This is a genomic window from Micromonospora sp. NPDC002717, from assembly GCF_040295705.1.
Classification (GTDB): Bacteria; Actinomycetota; Actinomycetes; order Mycobacteriales; family Micromonosporaceae; genus Micromonospora.
In genome coordinates this window covers 1-17152 of sequence record NZ_JBEOVW010000038.1, presented here as the reverse complement: position 1 = coordinate 17152, position 17152 = coordinate 1, and the positions used below count along the sequence as shown (strand labels likewise).

The following is a 17152-nucleotide window of genomic DNA, read 5'->3' as shown; positions in this document are numbered from 1 at the left end:
TCACCGCCTCCGCGGCTCGTAGGGGGCTCGGCCGTTGCCCTCGCCCGTGGGTCGGGTGTCGTACGGGGAGCGCTTGCGGTCGTGCGGCAGCGGCAGCCGGTGCACCAGCTCGGAGACGATCGCGTCGGTGGTGCGCCGGGCCAGCTGGGCGTCGGCGGTCGGGATGATCCGGTGCGCGAGCACCGGCACGGCCAGCGCCTGCAGGTCGTCGGGGAGGACGTAGTCCCGCCCCTCCAAGGCGGCGACCGCGCGGGCGGTGCGCAGCAGCTGGAGGGTGGCCCGCGGGGAGGCGCCGAGGCGCAGGTCGGGGGCCTCCCGGGTCGCGGTGACCAGGTCGATCGCGTACTGCTTGACGGCGTCGGCGACGTGCACCTGCCGGACGTGCGCGATGAGCTGCCGCACCGTGTTGGCGTCGGAGACCGGCCGCAGCTCGTCCAGCGGGTCCGTGGCGCCGTGCCCGTCGAGCATGGCCAGCTCGGCGTTGGGGTCGGGGTAGCCCATGGCGATGCGGGCGGTGAAGCGGTCGCGCTGCGCCTCGGGGAGGGGGTAGGTGCCCTCCATCTCGATCGGGTTCTGGGTGGCCACGACCATGAACGGCGTCTGGAGCTGGTAGGTGACGCCGTCGACCGTGACCTGCCGCTCCTCCATGCACTCCAGCAGCGCGGACTGGGTCTTCGGCGAGGCGCGGTTGATCTCGTCGCCGACGACCAGGTTGGCGAAGACCGCGCCGGGACGGAACTCGAAGTCGTGCGTCTCCTGGTTGTAGACGCTGACGCCGGTGACGTCGCTGGGCAGCAGGTCCGGGGTGAACTGGATGCGGCGCACCGAGCAGTCGATCGAGCGGGCCATGGCCTTGGCGAGCTTCGTCTTGCCGACACCCGGCACGTCCTCGATGAGCAGGTGCCCCTCGGCGAGCAGCACCGCCAGGGCGAGCCGCACGGTGGCGGTCTTGCCCTCGATGACCTGCTCGATGTTCGAGACGATGGCTTCGCTGGCGGCGCGGAACTCGTCGTGCGGCAACAGGCCGCCCACCTCGTCCCAGGTCTGTTGTGTCACGGGCCTCCTCCTCGTCGCCGGACGGCAGCTCTGTATAGAGCAGCTGGACCCGCCGTTGGGTTCGCGACGCCGAGCCTCGTCTGCCGCAGGAATCTCACTGGTCTCTCAGGCTAACCATGTTTGTCGCTGTCGCCGACCCCCGCAGGTGGACCGTCGGTTACGCCCTGAATATTCGCCGGGTCGGGGGATCCGCCCGTCGCTCTGGGTGCCGCCCATGATCACGAAGGGCGCGCCCGGGGGCGTCCCGGACGGGGCCCGCGTCCCGACCGGTGGTAGCGGGCGGCGTGCGGGACCGGACGGCGGGTACACTCCCGGTCATGGCCGGAGTCTTCCTGCTCCTTACCGGGCCGTGCTGATGCGCTGACGCGCGACAGCACGGCGGCCCCTCCTGCGCGAGGGGCTTTTTTGTGCCCTCCGCCGGGCGCCCCGGCGGTCGGCCCCGGCGCCGGCCCCGACGGCACGGCGCTCCGGGGAGCAGACCTGATCCATACCGACATGACCGCGCCGAGCGAGGTCAGCATCCAGCCCGGCCGTGGCGTGGCCGGCGGCGACGAGCGAAGCGAGGAGACGCCATGAGTGAGGCAGCAGCGACGGGCGACATTCCCCCGTTCCGGTACACCGCGGCACTGGCCGAGGAGATCGAGCACCGCTGGCAGGACGTCTGGGCGCGGGAGGGCACCTTCCACGCCCCGAACCCGACCGGCCCGCTGGCCGACCCCGGCCACCCCCGGTCCGGGGCGGAGAAGCTGTACGTGCTGGACATGTTCCCGTACCCGTCGGGCGCCGGCCTGCACGTCGGGCACCCGCTGGGCTACATCGGCACCGACTGCTTCGCCCGCTACCAGCGGATGGCGGGGCGCAACGTGCTGCACGCGATGGGCTTCGACGCGTTCGGCCTGCCCGCCGAGCAGTACGCGGTGCAGACCGGCACCCACCCCCGGACCACCACCGTGGCCAACATCGAGCGCTACAAGGCGCAGCTGCGCCGGCTGGGCCTGGCCCACGACGAGCGCCGCTCGGTGGCCACCATCGACACCGACTTCTACCGCTGGACGCAGTGGATCTTCCTGCAGGTCTTCAACTCCTGGTACGACACGGAGGCGAAGCGGGCCCGCCCGATCGCCGAGCTGATCGCCGAGTTCGAGGGCGGCAACCGGCCCACGCCCGACGGCCGGCCGTGGGCGGAGCTGTCCGTCGCCGAGCGGCGCGCCGTCGTCGACGACCACCGGCTGGCGTACGTGTCGCAGGCACCGGTCAACTGGTGCCCCGGGCTGGGCACCGTGCTGGCCAACGAGGAGGTCACCGCCGACGGCCGCTCCGAGCGGGGCAACTTCCCGGTCTTCAAGCGCAACCTGAAGCAGTGGATGATGCGGATCACCGCGTACGGCGACCGGCTGCTGGACGACCTGGACAAACTGGACTGGCCCGAGCCGATCAAGCTGATGCAGCGCAACTGGATCGGCCGCTCCACCGGCGCGCACATCGACTTCCCCACCACGCTGGAGCCGATCCGGGTGTTCACCACCCGGCCGGACACGATCTTCGGCGCGACCTACATGGTGCTGGCGCCCGAGCACGGGCTGGTCGACGCCCTGGTGCCGGCCGCCTGGCCGGAGGGGACGAAGGACGCCTGGACCGGCGGGCACGCCAACCCGCGGGCGGCCGTGGAGGCGTACCGGAAGGCGGCGGCGGCCAAGACCGACGTCGAGCGGCAGGCCGACACGAAGGAGAAGACCGGCGTCTTCGTCGGGGCGTACGCCACCAACCCGGCGAACGGCGCGCAGATCCCGATCTTCATCGCGGACTACGTGCTGGCCGGCTACGGCACCGGCGCGATCATGGCGGTGCCCGCCCAGGACGAGCGGGACTGGGCGTTCGCCGAGGTCTTCGAGCTGCCGATCGTGCGTACCGTGCAGCCGTCGGAGGGCTTCGACGGCAAGGCGTACACCGGTGACGGCCCGGCGGTCAACAGCGCCGCGCCCGACCGCGGCCTGGACCTGGACGGCCTGGGGGTCGCCGACGCCAAGGCCCGGATCATCGAGTGGCTGGAGGCCAACGGGCACGGCGCCGGCGCGGTGACCTACCGGCTGCGCGACTGGCTGTTCTCCCGGCAGCGCTACTGGGGCGAGCCGTTCCCGATCGTGTACGACGAGACCGGCGCCGCCATCGCGCTGCCGGAGGAGATGCTGCCGGTCGAGCTGCCCGAGGTGGACGACTTCTCGCCGCGGACGTTCGACCCGGAGGACGCCGACAGCAACCCGGAGACCCCGCTGTCGCGCCGGCGCGACTGGGTCGAGGTGGAGCTGGACCTGGGCGACGGTCCGAAGCGCTACACCCGCGAGACCAACGTGATGCCGCAGTGGGCCGGCTCCTGCTGGTACGAGCTGCGCTACCTGGACCCGACCAACTCGGAGCGGTTCGTCGACGCGGAGAACGAGCGGTACTGGATGGGGCCGCGCGGCGAGGGCGACTGCGGGGGCACCGACCTGTACGTCGGCGGCGCCGAGCACGCCGTGCTGCACCTGCTGTACGCCCGGTTCTGGCACAAGGTGCTGTACGACCTGGGCCACGTCTCGTCGTTCGAGCCGTTCCGCAAGCTGTTCAACCAGGGCTACATCCAGGCGTACGCGTACACCGACGCCCGGGGCGCCTACGTGCCGGCCGAGGACGTGACCGAGCGCGACGGCGGCTTCTACCTGGGCGACACGGCCGTCAAGCGCGAGTACGGCAAGATGGGCAAGTCCCTGAAGAACGTGGTCACCCCGGACGAGATGTGTGCCGCGTACGGCGCGGACACCTTCCGGGTCTACGAGATGTCGATGGGCCCGCTGGAGGTGTCCCGCCCGTGGGAGACCCGGGCGGTGGTCGGCTCGTACCGCTTCCTGCAGCGGGTCTGGCGGGCGGTCGTCGACGAGCAGACCGGTGCGCTGCGGGTCACCGACGCGCCCGCCGACTCCGCGACCCGGCGGCTGCTGCACAAGGTGGTCGACGGGGTCCGCGGCGACATGGAGGCGATCCGGTTCAACACCGCCATCGCCAAGCTGATCGAGCTGACCAACGGGCTGACCCGACTGGCGGAGACCCCGCGCGAGGTGGCCGAACCGCTGGTGCTGATGGTGGCGCCGTTCGCCCCGCACATCGCCGAGGAGCTGTGGCGTCGGCTGGGGCACGACACCTCCCTGACGTACGCGGACTTCCCGACCGCCGACCCGGCGCTGCTGGTGGCCGAGACGGTGACCTACCCGGTGCAGATCAACGGCAAGGTGCGGGGCCGGGTCGAGGTCCCCGCCGACGCGTCCGAGGAGACCGTCCGCGCGGCGGCCCTGGAGGCGGTCGCGTCGTCCCTGGCCGGCAGGGAGCCCCGCAAGGTCATCGTGGTCAAGGGCCGCACGGTCTCCGTCGTCGTCTGACCGGCGCCCGGCTCCCGGGTCCGCCCGGGTCGGGGCGCGTCGATCATGGAGTTGTGGTGGGGACGAAGTCCCGAGGCCGGGACGAACCGGCCACCACAACTCCATGGTCGTCCGTGCCGGACCGTGCGGCGGTCAGCGCAGTGCGGCCGTCACCGTTCCGCGGTGGTCGGCCAGCCAGTCGTGCCAGCCGCGTACCGCGTCGGCGACGCCCGCCGCACGGAGCCGCCGCATGGCCTCCTCGCCCCGGTCCGCGCCGGCCGCGATGCCGCGCCAGGTCCCGTCGAGCTGGTCGAGCATCACGTCCACGAGGTCGGCGCGGGGCAGCGCGAGCGGTCGCGGGCCGGCCGCCTCGTAGGCGTCGCAGAGCAGCCGGGCCCGCCGGCCCAGCTCCGCCGGGTCGCCGCCCGGCCCCAGCTCCGCCCAGTGCCAGGCGGCGAAGGCCACGTCCTCGATCCGCCGGCCGGGACCGGCCAGGTCCCAGTCGAGCAGCGTCACCGGCAGCGGGCCGGCGGAGGAGTCGCGGTACACCGTGTTCTTCGGGGACAGGTCGCGGTGGCAGACCGTCTCGGCGTCCCCGGCGAGCGCGCTGCCGGCGCACGCGTCGTGCAGCCGCCGGAGCAGCGCCGCCAGCCCGGTCAACGCCGGGTCGGCGAAGTACGCCGGGTCCTCCCGGTCCCGCCACGGCACCCGGCCGTCGACGTGGCTGAGCACCTGCCGGCCCCGCTCGTCCGTGCCGAGGTGGCGGGGCGCGACGTCCGCGCCCACCCGCTCCAGGTGCCGCAGCAGCGCGGCGACGAAGTCGGCGTTCTGCGGCGGCGTACGCCGGACGGTGTCGCCGACGCGGACGACCTCGGCGATGAAGCCCCCGGAGAGCCGCTCCTCGCCCTGGTCCCCGCGCCGGTCGGGGTGGCCCGGGTCGGGGGACGGGGAGGGTCGGCCCGGCACGGCGGGCCTCAGCCCGGAGCGAGCCGGCGCTGCCGCTCGGCGCGCCACCAGCGGCGGATCAGCACCGCGCTGGCGACCAGGCCGAGCGCGGCGGGCGCGGCGGCGAACCAGTTGACGTCGCCCGGGGAGGCGGCCGCGGCGCCCACCGCCGCGTACCCGAAGGCGGTGGGGACGGAGGCGATCAGGCTGCCCGCCAGGAACGGCAGCACCCGGGCGCCGGTGGTGCCGTAGCCGTAGCTGACCAGGCCGAAGCCCGCGATCGGCAGCAGCCGTACGGTGACCACGCCGAGGACGCTCTGCCGGGCGAACCAGCCGTCCAGCCGGGCCAGCCGGCCCCGCACCCGTTCGGCGACGAACTCCCGACCGAGCAGGCGGCCGACCGCGAAGCCCAGCGCCGCCGCCAGCAGCGCCGCGCCCAGCGCGTACGCGGCGCCCTCCAGCGCGCCGAAGATCGCCCCCGAGGCGAGCGTGATGAAGGTCCGGGGGACGAGCGCCACCAGCAGCAGCGCCCCGCCGACGACCGCCGCCACGGGGGCGAGGTCGCCCAGCCGGTCGGCCAGCCGGGGCAGCTCCCCGACCTGCGGCAGGGGGACGACGAGCAGCGCCGCCCCGAACGTGGCGAGCAGGAGCAGCAGCAGCGTGAACCGGGCGGCCGACCGCTGCCGCAGCAGCCGCCGGACGGCCGGGTTCATGCCCGGGCGGCGGCGGCCACCGCGGCGCGGCGCTCGGCGCGGAGCCGGTCCGTCCAGGTGTCGTCGAGCGGCGGGAGCTGGTGCGCGCCGGTGGCCCAGCGCAGCAGCAGGTCCGCCAGGGCGGGGTTGCGGGCCAGGGCCGGGCCGTGCGAATACGTGCCGAGCAGCTTGCCCCGCCAGGCCCCCTCGGTGGCGCCGTCGTTGCCGACCCCGGCGGTCACCCGGGCCAGCGGGGAGACCCCGGGGCCGAGGTGGGTGCGACCGCCGTGGTTCTCGAACCCGGTCAGCGCCGGCACGCCCAGCCGCGGGTCGACGTCGCCGGCCAGCTCCCCGACGGCCCGGGTCGGCCCGCGGTCGGAGGAGAGGTCGAGCAGCTCCAGCCCGGCGCATCGGGTGCCCTTGGCGAAGAAGGACGTGCCGAGGAGCTGGTAGCCGGCGCAGACCCCGAACACGACCGAGCCCTGGGCGACGGCCCGGTGCAGGCCGCCGTCGGCGAGCAGCCGTTGCGCGCCGAGCGCCTGCGGGCCGTCCTCGCCGCCGCCGATGAGGTAGATGTCGGCGGTGGCGGGGAGGCGCTGGTCGGAGCGGACCTCCAGCACCTCGACCGGGAACCCGCGCTGCCGCGCCCGGCGGGCGAGGATCAGGGCGTTGCCCCGGTCGCCGTAGGTGGAGAGCAGGTCGGGGTAGATCCAGACGATACGCAGGCTCTCAGTTGACACGGTCCAACTCCGCTCGGATGTCCTGGAACGCGGTGTAGTTCGCGATGACCTCCAGGCGGCCCGGAGGCACCGCCCGGACGGCGTCGTGGAACGTCCGCACGTGCTGGAACGGCACGTCGTTGACCTCCAGCCGGACCGCCAGGTCGTACGCGCGGTCGCCGGTGATCAGCACCTGCCGGCCTCGCAGCGGGGCGAAGTCGACGTCGAACAGCCAGGAGGTGTCGAGCCCGTCGGGGTCGCGGGCGTTGATGGAGAGCAGGGTCGGCGCCTCGTCGGCCATGTCGAACGCCTCCAGCCAGCTGGCCGGGTTCTTCGCCAGCAGCAGCCGGATGTTGCGCCCGTCCCGGTCGACCTGGGCGTAGCGGCCGGCGACGGAGGTGACGGTGCCGAGCTGGAGCACCGCGTCCACCGGCCGGACGCCGAACTCGGCGGCGACGGCCAGCGCGGTGGCGGCGTTGCCGAGGTTGACCTTGCCGGGGAGCTGGAGCTTGACCTTGTGCCAGGCGCCGGTCGGGTCGAGCACGCCGTCGTCCTCCACCGTCCACTGCGGCTGGGGCCGGCGAAGCGGGCAGCCGCTGCACCACCACTGCTCGCCCGAGCGCTGGATGGTCGAGCCGCACTCGGGGCAGACCCACGAGTCGTCGTGCCAGCGCTGCCCGGCGCTGAACCAGGTGACCTGCGGCGGGGCGATGCGGTGGTCGTGGTTGGGCGGCGGCGTCGCGGCCCACACCACCATCGGGTCGTCGGCGTTGGCGACGATGCGGACGTCGGTGTGCCGGACCAGTGCGGCGCGCCAGAGCTGCGCCATCATGGCGACCTCCTTGGCCCGGTCGAGCTGGTCACGGGAGAGGTTGAGCAGCGCCACCACGTGCGGCTCGGTGGCCTCCAGCACCTGGGCCAGGTAGTGCTCGTCGACCTCCAGCACGGCGTAGGGGGTGCTGCCGGCCTTGGCCAGCGCGGAGGTGTGCCCGGTCGGCATGTTGGCGCCGAAGGAGTTGGTGGCGACCCGGCCGAGCACCCCGACCGCCGCGGCGGTGAGCCGGGTGGTGGTCGTCTTGCCGTTGGTGCCGGAGACCAGGGCGATGGCGCGCCCGGCCGACAGGTGGGCCAGCAGGTCGGGATCGATCTTCAGGCCGATCCAGCCGCCGATCACCGAGCCGTCGCCGCGGCCCGCGGCCCGCGACAGCGCCGCGGCGGTCCGCGACACCGAGCTGGCCACCTTCGCCCGCAGGGGCATCTTCGCGTCCGTCACCCGAGCGAGGTTACCGGACCGGCGGGCCCACCAGATCGCCGCCGAGGGCGAACCGTTCGGCCGGGGCGGTCCGGCGGGGTGGCCGGATCACGCTCAGCCGGACGGAGTCGATCTATGTCGGAAAGCGGACCGGCTCCGGCGGGCCGTCCGGCCCTCCACTCCACTCCACCCCATCTGACGTGCGGTTTCGCGCGGCGGAAGGGCGCGCCACGCGGGCGTTTCTGGTTGCGGGTGGAGGGAAGTGGAGTAGAGTGGGGCGCGATGGTGAGGCCGGGAGGGCCCACCGGCCCGGGGGGTCAGCGGCGCCGCGAACGCCGCTCAAGGGCGAGGGGGTTGGGCCGATGTTTCTCGGCACCCACACCCCGCGCCTGGACGACAAAGGCCGGTTGATCCTTCCGGCGAAGTTCCGGGACGAGCTGGCGGGGGGTGTCGTGATCACCAAAGGGCAGGATCGCTGCCTCTACGTCTTCCCGATGCCCGAGTTCCAGCGGATCGCGGAGCAGTTGCGCGCGCAGCCGATGACGAACAAGGCGGCCCGGGCCTACAGCCGGGTCTTCTTCGCCAGCGCGCACGACGAGGTGCCCGACAAGCAGGGCCGGGTGACGATCCCGGCCCACCTGAGGTCGTACGCCGCCCTCGACCGGGACCTGGTCGTGATCGGCGCGAGCACCCGGGTGGAGATCTGGGACAAGGCCGCCTGGGAGAACTACCTCGCGGAGAGCGAAGACGACTTCGCCGACATCGAGGAGGGGGTGCTGCCCGGCGGTCTGTAGGGCGTGACGACGCCCGACGTACTGCGAGATCTCCACCCGCTTTCGAGTTCCTGGCACCCCTTCCCCGGTGCCAGGCGCACGATCCGATGGGAGGGCCGCGGCCTCCGGCGGGCGGGAGCGGATGGGGATCTGGCGGTACGACGGCACGGCGTCGTCCGACGACAGGCGCATGAAGGACGAGGTTTCAACCAGTGGGGGTCGACATGGGGGAGCTACGCGGCACGCACGTGCCGGTGCTGCTCGAGCGGTGTCTCGAGTTGCTGGCCCCCGCGCTGGGCCGGGGCGGGCGGACGGTCCATGTCGACGCGACGCTGGGCCTGGCCGGGCACGCCGAGGCGGTGCTGGAGGCGCATCCGGAGACGGTGCTCGTCGGGCTGGACCGGGACACGGAGGCGCTCGCCCACGCGCGCGTCCGGCTGGCCCGCTTCGCCGACCGCGTCCACCTGGAGCACGCCGTCTACGACGAGCTGCCCGAGGTGCTCGACCGGCTCGGCTACCCGGGGATCGACGGGATCCTGTTCGACCTGGGGGTCTCGTCGCTGCAACTCGACGCGCCCGACCGCGGGTTCGCGTACGCGCAGGACGCCCCGCTGGACATGCGGATGGACCAGACCCGGGGGGTGACCGCCGAGGAGGTGGTCAACACCTACTCCCATCCGGACCTGGCCCGCGTGCTGCGGGTCTACGGCGAGGAGAAGTTCGCCGGCCGGATCGCCTCGGCGATCATCCGGGAGCGCGAGCGGGCCCGGATCACCTCGTCGGCCCGGCTGGCGGAGCTGGTGCGGGAGTCCATTCCGGCACCAGCCAGACGAACCGGGGGACACCCGGCAAAGAGAACGTTTCAGGCTTTACGGATCGAGGTAAACAAGGAGCTGGCAGCGCTGGAGACGGCGCTGCCGGCCGCGCTCGACAAGCTCAACGTGGGCGGCCGCATGGTGGTCCTGTCCTACCACTCGCTGGAGGACCGGCTGACCAAGGCGGCGCTCGCCGACCGGGTCCGCAGCAAGGGCCCGGTCGACCTCCCGGTCGAACTGCCCGGGTCCGGTCCGACGTTCCGGCTGCTCAGCCGGGGCGCCGAACTGCCCGGGGAGCGGGAGGTCGCCGCGAACCCGCGGGCCGCCTCGGTGCGCCTGCGGGCCGCGGAGCGGCTCGACCCGGACGCGACGCAGCAGGGGCGTACCGACCGCGAACGGTACCGCCGGCGGGTCAAGGCGATGCACCAACCGGGGGCGGGGTCCACCGGGTCCGAGACGGATCCGGGGGATCCCGGGGGACGGGACAGGGACGGACGAAGAGGGGGAGGGACATGACGAATGACAAGCGCGACCGCCGGGACGTGACCGGCGGCGGGCAGCGCGCACCGCGGTCGGGGGGCCGGATCGCGGCGGAGCGGGCCACGCGCACCGGGACCGGCACGCCGAAGGCGGACCGGACGAGCCGGCTGGGGGAGACTCGCGCCCGGGGGGCGCGCGAGTTCCCGACGCAGGGCAGTGCCGCGCTGCGGCCGGCCGAGCGGGGCGGCGCCACCGCGGCGCGCCCGCCCCGGCTGCGGGTGGCGCCGCCGCCGCCGGTGAAGGTGCCTCGGGCGCCGTTCGCGGCGCTGGTGCTGGTGCTGGTGGTCGGCGGGGTGCTCGGCATCCTGCTGGTCAACACGAAGATCAACGAGAACGCCTTCCGGCTGGAGAAGCTCCAGGAGCAGCAGGCCAAGCTCGACCTGGAGCAGCAGCAGCTCAACAAGCAGATCGCCGACGCGGAGGCCCCGGGCAACCTGGAGGCCCAGGCCCGCCGGCTCGGCCTGGTGGAGGCGGGTGAGCCGGCCTACATCCGGCTGCCCGACGGCAAGGTGATCGGTGTGCCGCAGCCGGCCGACGGCCAGCCGTCGATCACCAGCCAGCAGGGCGCGGGAGGCTGACGACCGTGCCACCGAGATCGGAGGAACCGCGCCGGGACGCCACGGGCTCCCGGCGCGGTTCGTCCCGCGACGTCGGTGGCCGGGGCGCCGAGCGGCGTTCCGGCGAGCCGGGGGCCGGTGGCATCTCCGACGCGCGGGCGTACACCCCGCGGGGCCGCACCGTCCGGGAGCAGCGCGCCGGCGCCCGGGGCGAGCGCGACGACGCCGCCGGCCGCGCCGAGCAGCGCCGGACCCCGCGCAGCACCCGCTCCGGCGATCCGTTCCGCCCCGCCCTCCAGGTGCTCGACGGCGGGCGCGCGGGCGCCGGCCGGACCGGCCGCCGGGAGGCGGCGGGCCGCTCCGGCGTCGTCCGCACCGTCACCCCGCGCGGCCCGCGCCACGACGACGAGCCGCCGGCACCCCGCCGCCGCGCGCCGCGCCGGCCGGACCGCCCGGCCGCCCGGCGACCGTCGCGCAAGCCGCCGAAGCCGCCGCGGCTGGCCGATCCCCGCCGCCGGCTGCGGCTGGGCACCGTGCTGACCCTGGTGTTGTTCGCCGTCATCGGCATCCGGCTGGTCGTCCTCCAGGCCGTGGACACCCCGGCGTACGCGGGCGGCGGCGTGGCCGACCGGCTGCGCACCGTCACCCTGCCGGCGGCGCGGGGGGCGATCTACGACCGGGACGGCGCGCCGCTGGCGCACAGCGTCGAGGCGCGGTACGTCTACGCCGACCCGACCCGGGTCAAGGACATCCAGGGCACCGCCAAGGCGCTCTCCCCGCTGCTCGGCATCCCGGCCTCCGAGCTGGCCGAGAAGATGAAGCCGCGCAAGCGGATCAACGGCGCCGACTCCGAGTTCGAGTACCTGGCCCGGGGGGTGGACATCGACCGGGCCCGGCAGATCACCGCGCTGGAGCTGCCCGGCATCGGCACCCACCGCGACGAGCGGCGCGAGGTGCCCGGCGGCGACCTCGCCGCCAACCTGCTCGGCTTCACCAGCCAGGACATGGTCGGGCTGGAGGGGCTGGAGGCCCGCTACGACGACGTGCTGCGCGGCGAGGACGGCAAGCGGGTCTACGAGGTCGGCCTCGGTGACCTGGCCGCCCCGATCCCCGGCGGCTACAGCGAGACGACGAAGGCCAAGCCGGGCAGCTCCCTGCAGCTCACCGTCGACCGCGACCTCCAGTTCATGACACAGCGGATACTGGCCCGGCACATGGCCAAGAGCAAGGGCAGCACCGGCGCGGCCGTGGTCATCGAGATTCCCTCCGGCGAGGTGCTGTCCCAGGCCAGCCACCCCACCTACAACGCGGCGAAGCCCGAGGCGAGCGAGCCGACCGACCGGGAGGACGCGGCCACCAGCTTTGTGGTCGACCCCGGCTCGGTGCACAAGGCGGTCACCTTCGGCGCCGCGCTCCAGGAGCGGGTGATCACCCCCGACACCACGCTGCCGATCGCCAACAGCATCAAGATGGGCGACACCTGGTTCTCCGACACGCACCGCGCCGACGGTAAGCGGATGAGCCTGCCCGGCATGATGGCGTACTCGTCGAATGTCGGCACCATCCAGATTGCCGACAAGCTCGGCCAGGAACGCCTGATCGACTACCAGAAGCGGTTCGGTCTCGGCGAGCCGACCGGGGTCGGCATGCCCGGCGAGGCCAGCGGGCGAGTGCTGCCGGCCGACGAGTGGAGCGGGTCGTCGTACGGGTCGGTGCCGATCGGGCACAGCGTGGACGCCACGCCGTTGCAGATGGCCGCCGTCTACGCGACGATCGCCAACAACGGCACGTACGTCCAGCCGCGCCTGGTCAAGGCGGTCATCGGGCCGGACGGGAAGTCCACCCCGACCGACCCCCCGGTCACCCGGTCGGTGCTCAGCCCGGAGAACGCCGCCGCCCTGCGCACCATCCTGGAGGCGGTGACCACCGTCGAGGACGGCACCGGCCGGGCCGCCGCGATCCCGGAGTGGCGGGTCGCCGGCAAGACCGGCACCGGCTGGCGGCTGGTCGACGGGCGCAAGCAGCCCGGCGAGGTGGCCTCGTTCATCGGCATGGCCCCGGCCGAGAACCCCCGCTACGTGATCGCGGTCTTCGCGCACACGCCCGCCGGCGGCGGCGGGGACATCGCCGCGCCGGCGTTCCGGGAGATGATGCAGTTCACGCTGCGTCACTACGGCGTGCCGCCGAGCGGGGAGAAGGCCCCGAAGTTCACGGTCTATCCGCGCTGAGCGGTCACGGCGCGACATCATCGGTGAGTGCGGACGAACCACCGGGGCGGCTGTGCGGCCGGAACCGGACGACCGGGTAGGGTCTGACGCCGTGCCCGGCAATCCTCGTCCCCGTACCGTGATCGGCGCCCGGCTCGGCGACCTCGCCGCCCGGCTCGCCGTCGACCCCCCGGAGGGGGTCGCCGAGCTGGTGGTGACCGGGGTGACCCACGCCAGCCAGGAGGTCCGCCCCGGCGACCTGTACGCCGCCCTGCCGGGTGCCCGTCGGCACGGCGCGGAGTTCGCCGCTGGCGCGGCGGCGGCCGGCGCGGTGGCGGTGCTGACCGACCCGGCGGGCGCCCCGGCCGCGGCCGAGGCGGGCCTGCCGGCGCTGGTGGTCGCCGATCCGCGCGCGGTGCTGGGCGCCCTCGCCTCGGCCGTCTACGGCGACCCGACCGAGGGGCTGACGGTGATCGGGGTGACCGGCACGGCCGGCAAGACCTCCACCGCCTACCTGGTCGAGTCGGGCCTGCGCGCCGCCGGCCACACCACCGGCCTGATCGGCACCGTGGAGACCCGCCTCGGCGACCTGGTGGTCGACAGCGTGCGCACCACGCCCGAGGCGACCGACCTGCACGCGATGCTGGCCGCCGCCCGCGAGCGCGGCGTCACCGCCGTGGTCATGGAGGTGTCCAGCCACGCCCTGGCGATGGGGCGGGTCGGGGGCGTCCGGTTCACCGTCGGCGGCTACACCAACTTCGGCTCCGACCACCTGGACTTCCACGCCGACTCGGCGGACTACTTCGCCGCGAAGGCGCAGCTGTTCGACGGGCGCTGCGCGGTGGAGGTGCTCAACCAGGACGACCCGGCGCTGAAGCCCCTGCACAAGCCGGCGACGGTGACCTACTCGGCGGCCGGCGACCCGACCGCCACCTGGTGGGCCGACGAGGTCGGCGGCGAGGGGTACGCGCAGCGCTTCACGGTGCACGGCCCGGACGGGCTGACCCTGCCGGCCGGGGTGGCGCTGCCGGGGCGGCACAACGTGGCCAACGCCCTGCTGGCCCTCGCCGTCCTGGTCGCCGCCGGGGTGGACGCGAAGACCGCCGCCGCCGGCGTGGCCGCCTGCGGCGGGGTGCCCGGCCGGCTGGAGCTGGTGGCCGCCCCCGGGCCGGTGCGCGGCGTGGTCGACTACGCGCACAAGGCGGACGCGATCGTCGCCGCGCTGGCCGCGCTGCGGGAGTTCGGCGCCGGCCGGCTGATCTGCGTCATCGGCGCCGGCGGCGACCGCGACCGGGGCAAGCGGCCGGTGATGGGCGCCGCCGCGGCGGAGGGAGCGGACGTGGTGCTGGTGACCGACGACAACCCGCGCACGGAGGACCCGGCGGCCATCCGGGCCGAGGTGCTCGCCGGCGCCCGCCGGGCCGGTACGGCCGCCCGGGTCGAGGAGGTGCCCGACCGCCGGGCCGCCATCGACGCGGCCGTCCGGCTGGCCGAGCCGGGCGACGTCATCGCGGTGCTCGGCAAGGGCCACGAACGCGGGCAGGAGATCGGCGGCGAGGTGCACCCGTTCGACGACCGCACCGAGCTGGCCGACGCGCTGCGCGCCCGGTTCGCCGACCCGGCGGGTCAGCGGTGATCGCGCTCAGCCTGGCCGAGGTCGCCTCGGCGGTCGACGGGCGGCTCGCCGCCGCCGACCCGGACGCCACGGTCACCGGCCCGGTCGAGTTCGACTCCCGCAAGGTGCGCCAGGGCGCGCTCTTCGTGGCCTTCCCCGGCGAGAAGGTGGACGGGCACGACTACGCCGCCGCCGCGGTGGAGGCCGGCGCGGTCGCGGTGCTCGGCACCCGCGAGGTGCCCGGCGTGCCGATGGTGCTGGTCGACGACGCGCTGGCCGCGATGGGCCGGCTGGCCCGCGCGGTGGTCGACCGGCTGCCGGGGCTCACCGTGATCGGGCTGACCGGATCCTCCGGCAAGACCACCACCAAGGACCTGATCGCCCAGCTCGCCGCCCGGCTCGGCCCGACGGTCGCCCCGCCCGGCTCGTTCAACAACGAGCTGGGGCACCCGTACACGGCGTTGCAGGCCGGGCCGGAGACCCGCTACCTGGTGATGGAGAAGGGCGCCCGCGGGGTGGGGCACGTGCGCTACCTGTGCGACGTGGTGCCGCCGCGGATCTCCGTGGTGCTCAACGTCGGGGTGGCGCACATCGGCGAGTTCGGCTCGGTGGAGACGATCGCGCTCGCCAAGGGGGAGCTGGTCGAGGCGCTGCCCGCCGACGGCCTGGCCGTGCTGAACGCCGACGACCCGCTGGTCGACGCGATGGCCACGCGGACGATCGCCCGGGTGGTCCGCTACGGCGAGGCGGCGCACGCCGACGTGCGGGCCGAGGACGTGACGCTGGACGACCGGGGCCGCGCCGCGTACACCCTGGTGACCCCGGAGGGGACCGCGCCGGTGCGGCTCGGGCTGACCGGCCGGCACCAGGTCTCCAACACCCTCGCCGCCGCGGCGGTGGCCCGCGAGCTGGGCATGCCGCTGGCCGAGACGGCGATCGCGCTGGGCGCGCTGGGGTTGGTCTCCACCCGTCGGATGGACGTCTTCGAACGCGCCGACGGGGTGACCGTGATCGACGACTCGTACAACGCCAACCCCGCCTCGATGGCGGTCGCGCTGCGCGCGCTGGCCGGCATCGGGCGGAAGCGGCGCACCGTCGCGGTGCTCGGCTACATGGCCGAACTCGGTCCGTTCGAACGCGACGGGCACGCCGAGGTCGGCCGGCTCGCGGCCGAGCTGGGCGTCGACCGGCTGCTCGTGGTGGGCGAGCCGGCCGCGCCGATCCACGAAGGCGCGACATCGGTAGGTGACTGGGGAGGAGAGTCGGTGCTGCTCACCGATCAGGCGGCGGCCGTCGAGGTGCTGCGGGGCGAGTTACGGCCGGGCGATGTCGTCCTGGTGAAGGGCTCCCGGTACCGCACGTGGGAGGTGGCCGACGCGCTGCGCGCCGACGCCGGTGAGGAGATCGCCTCATGAGGGCGGTCATCGTCGCCGTCGGGGTGGCCTTCCTGATCTCGCTCTTCTGCACCCCGATCGCGATCAAGGTGTTCGCCCGGCTGAAGGCCGGCCAGCCGATCCGATCAAACCTCGGGCTCGCCAGCAACGAGGGCAAGAAGGGCACGCCGACGATGGGCGGCGTGGTCTTCATCCTCGCCACGGTCATCGCGTACGTGGCCGGCCACCTGGCCCTGACCACCCTGCCGGACGCGCAGATCGCCCAGGTCGAGCCGACGATCACCGCCCTGGTGCTGCTGGGGCTGATGGTCTTCTCCGGCGCCGTCGGCTTCATCGACGACTTCCTCAAGGTGCGCAAGCGGCACAGCGGCGGGCTCAACAAGCGCGGCAAGCTGCTCGGCCAGATCCTGGTCGGGGCGGTCTTCGGGGTGGTGGCGCTCTACTTCCCGAGCACCATGACCGACGCCTCGGGCGCGGTGACCAACACCGAGACCGTGGGCAGCACGACGCTGAGCTTCATCCGGGACATCCCGGCGCTGGACGTCACCAAGATCGGCGCGGTGGTCATCTTCATCTTCGTGGTGATGGCCGCGACCAACGGCGTCAACCTCACCGACGGCCTCGACGGCCTGGCCACCGGCGCCTCGGTGATGGTCCTCGCGGCGTACGCGCTGATCGCGTTCTGGCAGTACCGGCACTGGTGCGCCGACCCGGACTACACCCAGGACTACTGCTACACGGTCCGGGACCCGCTGGAGATCGCGCTGATCGCCGGCGCGGCGGCCGGCGCCTGCGTCGGCTTCCTGTGGTGGAACACCTCGCCGGCACGGATCTTCATGGGTGACACCGGGGCCCTGGGCCTCGGCGGCCTGATCGCCGGCATGGCGATGTCCACCCGGACGATCCTGCTGCTGCCGATCATCGGCGGCCTCTTCGTGATCATCACGATGTCCGTGGTGATCCAGATCATCTCGTTCCGTACCACCGGCAAACGGGTGTTCCGGATGTCGCCGCTGCAGCACCACTTCGAGCTCGCCGGCTGGAGCGAGGTCAACATCGTGGTCCGGTTCTGGATCATCGCCGGCATCGGCGTGGCCATCGCGCTCGGCCTCTTCTACAGCGAGTTCCTCGCCAACATGACCTGAGCCGACCGGTCGGTCCCGCCGCGGGGCCCGGGCGCGCGTCGCCCGGGCCCCCC

12 protein-coding genes and 1 pseudogene are annotated in these 17152 nt (G+C 74.1%); 8 read left to right on the top strand and 5 right to left on the bottom strand.

The genetic code is table 11. The annotated features are described in order from the left end of the window. Positions 1 to 1056 carry an AAA family ATPase gene (locus ABT006_RS31445; RefSeq protein ID WP_350712104.1) on the bottom strand — a complete coding sequence of 352 codons (1056 nt, stop codon included), beginning with the start codon at positions 1054 to 1056 and terminating at the stop codon, positions 1 to 3. A gap of 572 nt (positions 1057 to 1628) precedes the next feature. On the opposite strand from ABT006_RS31445, the gene leuS reads away from it, so the two are divergent. Continuing rightward, on the top strand, positions 1629 to 4466 hold the full coding sequence (gene leuS, locus ABT006_RS31440; protein WP_350712103.1) for a leucine--tRNA ligase: 2838 nt from the start codon (positions 1629 to 1631) through the stop codon (positions 4464 to 4466). Between the two features lie 132 nt (positions 4467 to 4598). Here the strand turns inward: leuS and ABT006_RS31435 are convergent, their stop codons facing one another. The 4 genes from ABT006_RS31435 to ABT006_RS31420 are packed head-to-tail and all read right to left on the bottom strand — an operon-like array spanning position 4599 to position 8059. Continuing rightward, a complete protein-coding gene (locus ABT006_RS31435) occupies positions 4599 to 5411 on the bottom strand; it encodes a phosphotransferase (RefSeq protein ID WP_350712102.1) in 813 nt (270 codons plus the stop codon). Between the two features lie 8 nt (positions 5412 to 5419). After that, a complete protein-coding gene (locus ABT006_RS31430; RefSeq protein WP_350712101.1) occupies positions 5420 to 6103 on the bottom strand; it encodes a TVP38/TMEM64 family protein in 684 nt (227 codons plus the stop codon). Next, positions 6100 to 6822: a type 1 glutamine amidotransferase gene (locus ABT006_RS31425; RefSeq protein ID WP_350712100.1), complete on the bottom strand. Its 723-nt coding sequence runs from the start codon at positions 6820 to 6822 to the stop codon at positions 6100 to 6102. The genes ABT006_RS31430 and ABT006_RS31425 overlap by 4 nt, the downstream gene beginning before the upstream one ends. After that, positions 6812 to 8059 (bottom strand): MurT ligase domain-containing protein, encoded by a 1248-nt coding sequence (locus ABT006_RS31420; protein ID WP_350712137.1) that lies wholly within the window; start codon positions 8057 to 8059, stop codon positions 6812 to 6814. The genes ABT006_RS31425 and ABT006_RS31420 overlap by 11 nt, the downstream gene beginning before the upstream one ends. A 356-nt stretch (positions 8060 to 8415) precedes the next feature. Here ABT006_RS31420 and mraZ point away from each other — a divergent pair, with 356 nt between their 5' ends. From mraZ to mraY, 7 genes and pseudogenes are all read left to right on the top strand, one after another. Further along, a complete protein-coding gene (gene mraZ / locus ABT006_RS31415; RefSeq protein WP_350712099.1) occupies positions 8416 to 8847 on the top strand; it encodes a division/cell wall cluster transcriptional repressor MraZ in 432 nt (143 codons plus the stop codon). 203 nt (positions 8848 to 9050) lie between these two features. Continuing rightward, positions 9051 to 10164 (top strand): annotated as a pseudogene (rsmH, locus tag ABT006_RS31410) (16S rRNA (cytosine(1402)-N(4))-methyltransferase RsmH). Further along, positions 10154 to 10759 (top strand): cell division protein FtsL, encoded by a 606-nt coding sequence (gene ftsL, locus ABT006_RS31405; RefSeq protein WP_350712098.1) that lies wholly within the window; start codon positions 10154 to 10156, stop codon positions 10757 to 10759. Before rsmH ends, ftsL begins: the two are co-directional and overlap by 11 nt. Before the next feature lie 5 nt (positions 10760 to 10764). Then, a complete protein-coding gene (locus ABT006_RS31400; protein WP_350712097.1) occupies positions 10765 to 12966 on the top strand; it encodes a peptidoglycan D,D-transpeptidase FtsI family protein in 2202 nt (733 codons plus the stop codon). 52 nt (positions 12967 to 13018) lie between these two features. After that, the gene (locus tag ABT006_RS31395) at positions 13019 to 14581 is read left to right on the top strand and encodes a UDP-N-acetylmuramoyl-L-alanyl-D-glutamate--2,6-diaminopimelate ligase (RefSeq protein WP_350712096.1); all 1563 of its coding nucleotides are present in this window, start codon (positions 13019 to 13021) and stop codon (positions 14579 to 14581) included. Then, positions 14578 to 15975, top strand: coding sequence for a UDP-N-acetylmuramoyl-tripeptide--D-alanyl-D-alanine ligase (locus ABT006_RS31390; RefSeq protein ID WP_350712095.1), 1398 nt, complete (start codon positions 14578 to 14580; stop codon positions 15973 to 15975). Before ABT006_RS31395 ends, ABT006_RS31390 begins: the two co-directional genes overlap by 4 nt. Next, positions 15972 to 17099, top strand: a complete 1128-nt coding sequence (gene mraY / locus ABT006_RS31385) for a phospho-N-acetylmuramoyl-pentapeptide-transferase (RefSeq protein WP_350712094.1) — start codon at positions 15972 to 15974, stop codon at positions 17097 to 17099. The genes ABT006_RS31390 and mraY overlap by 4 nt, the downstream gene beginning before the upstream one ends. Positions 17100 to 17152: the final 53 nt, after the last annotated feature.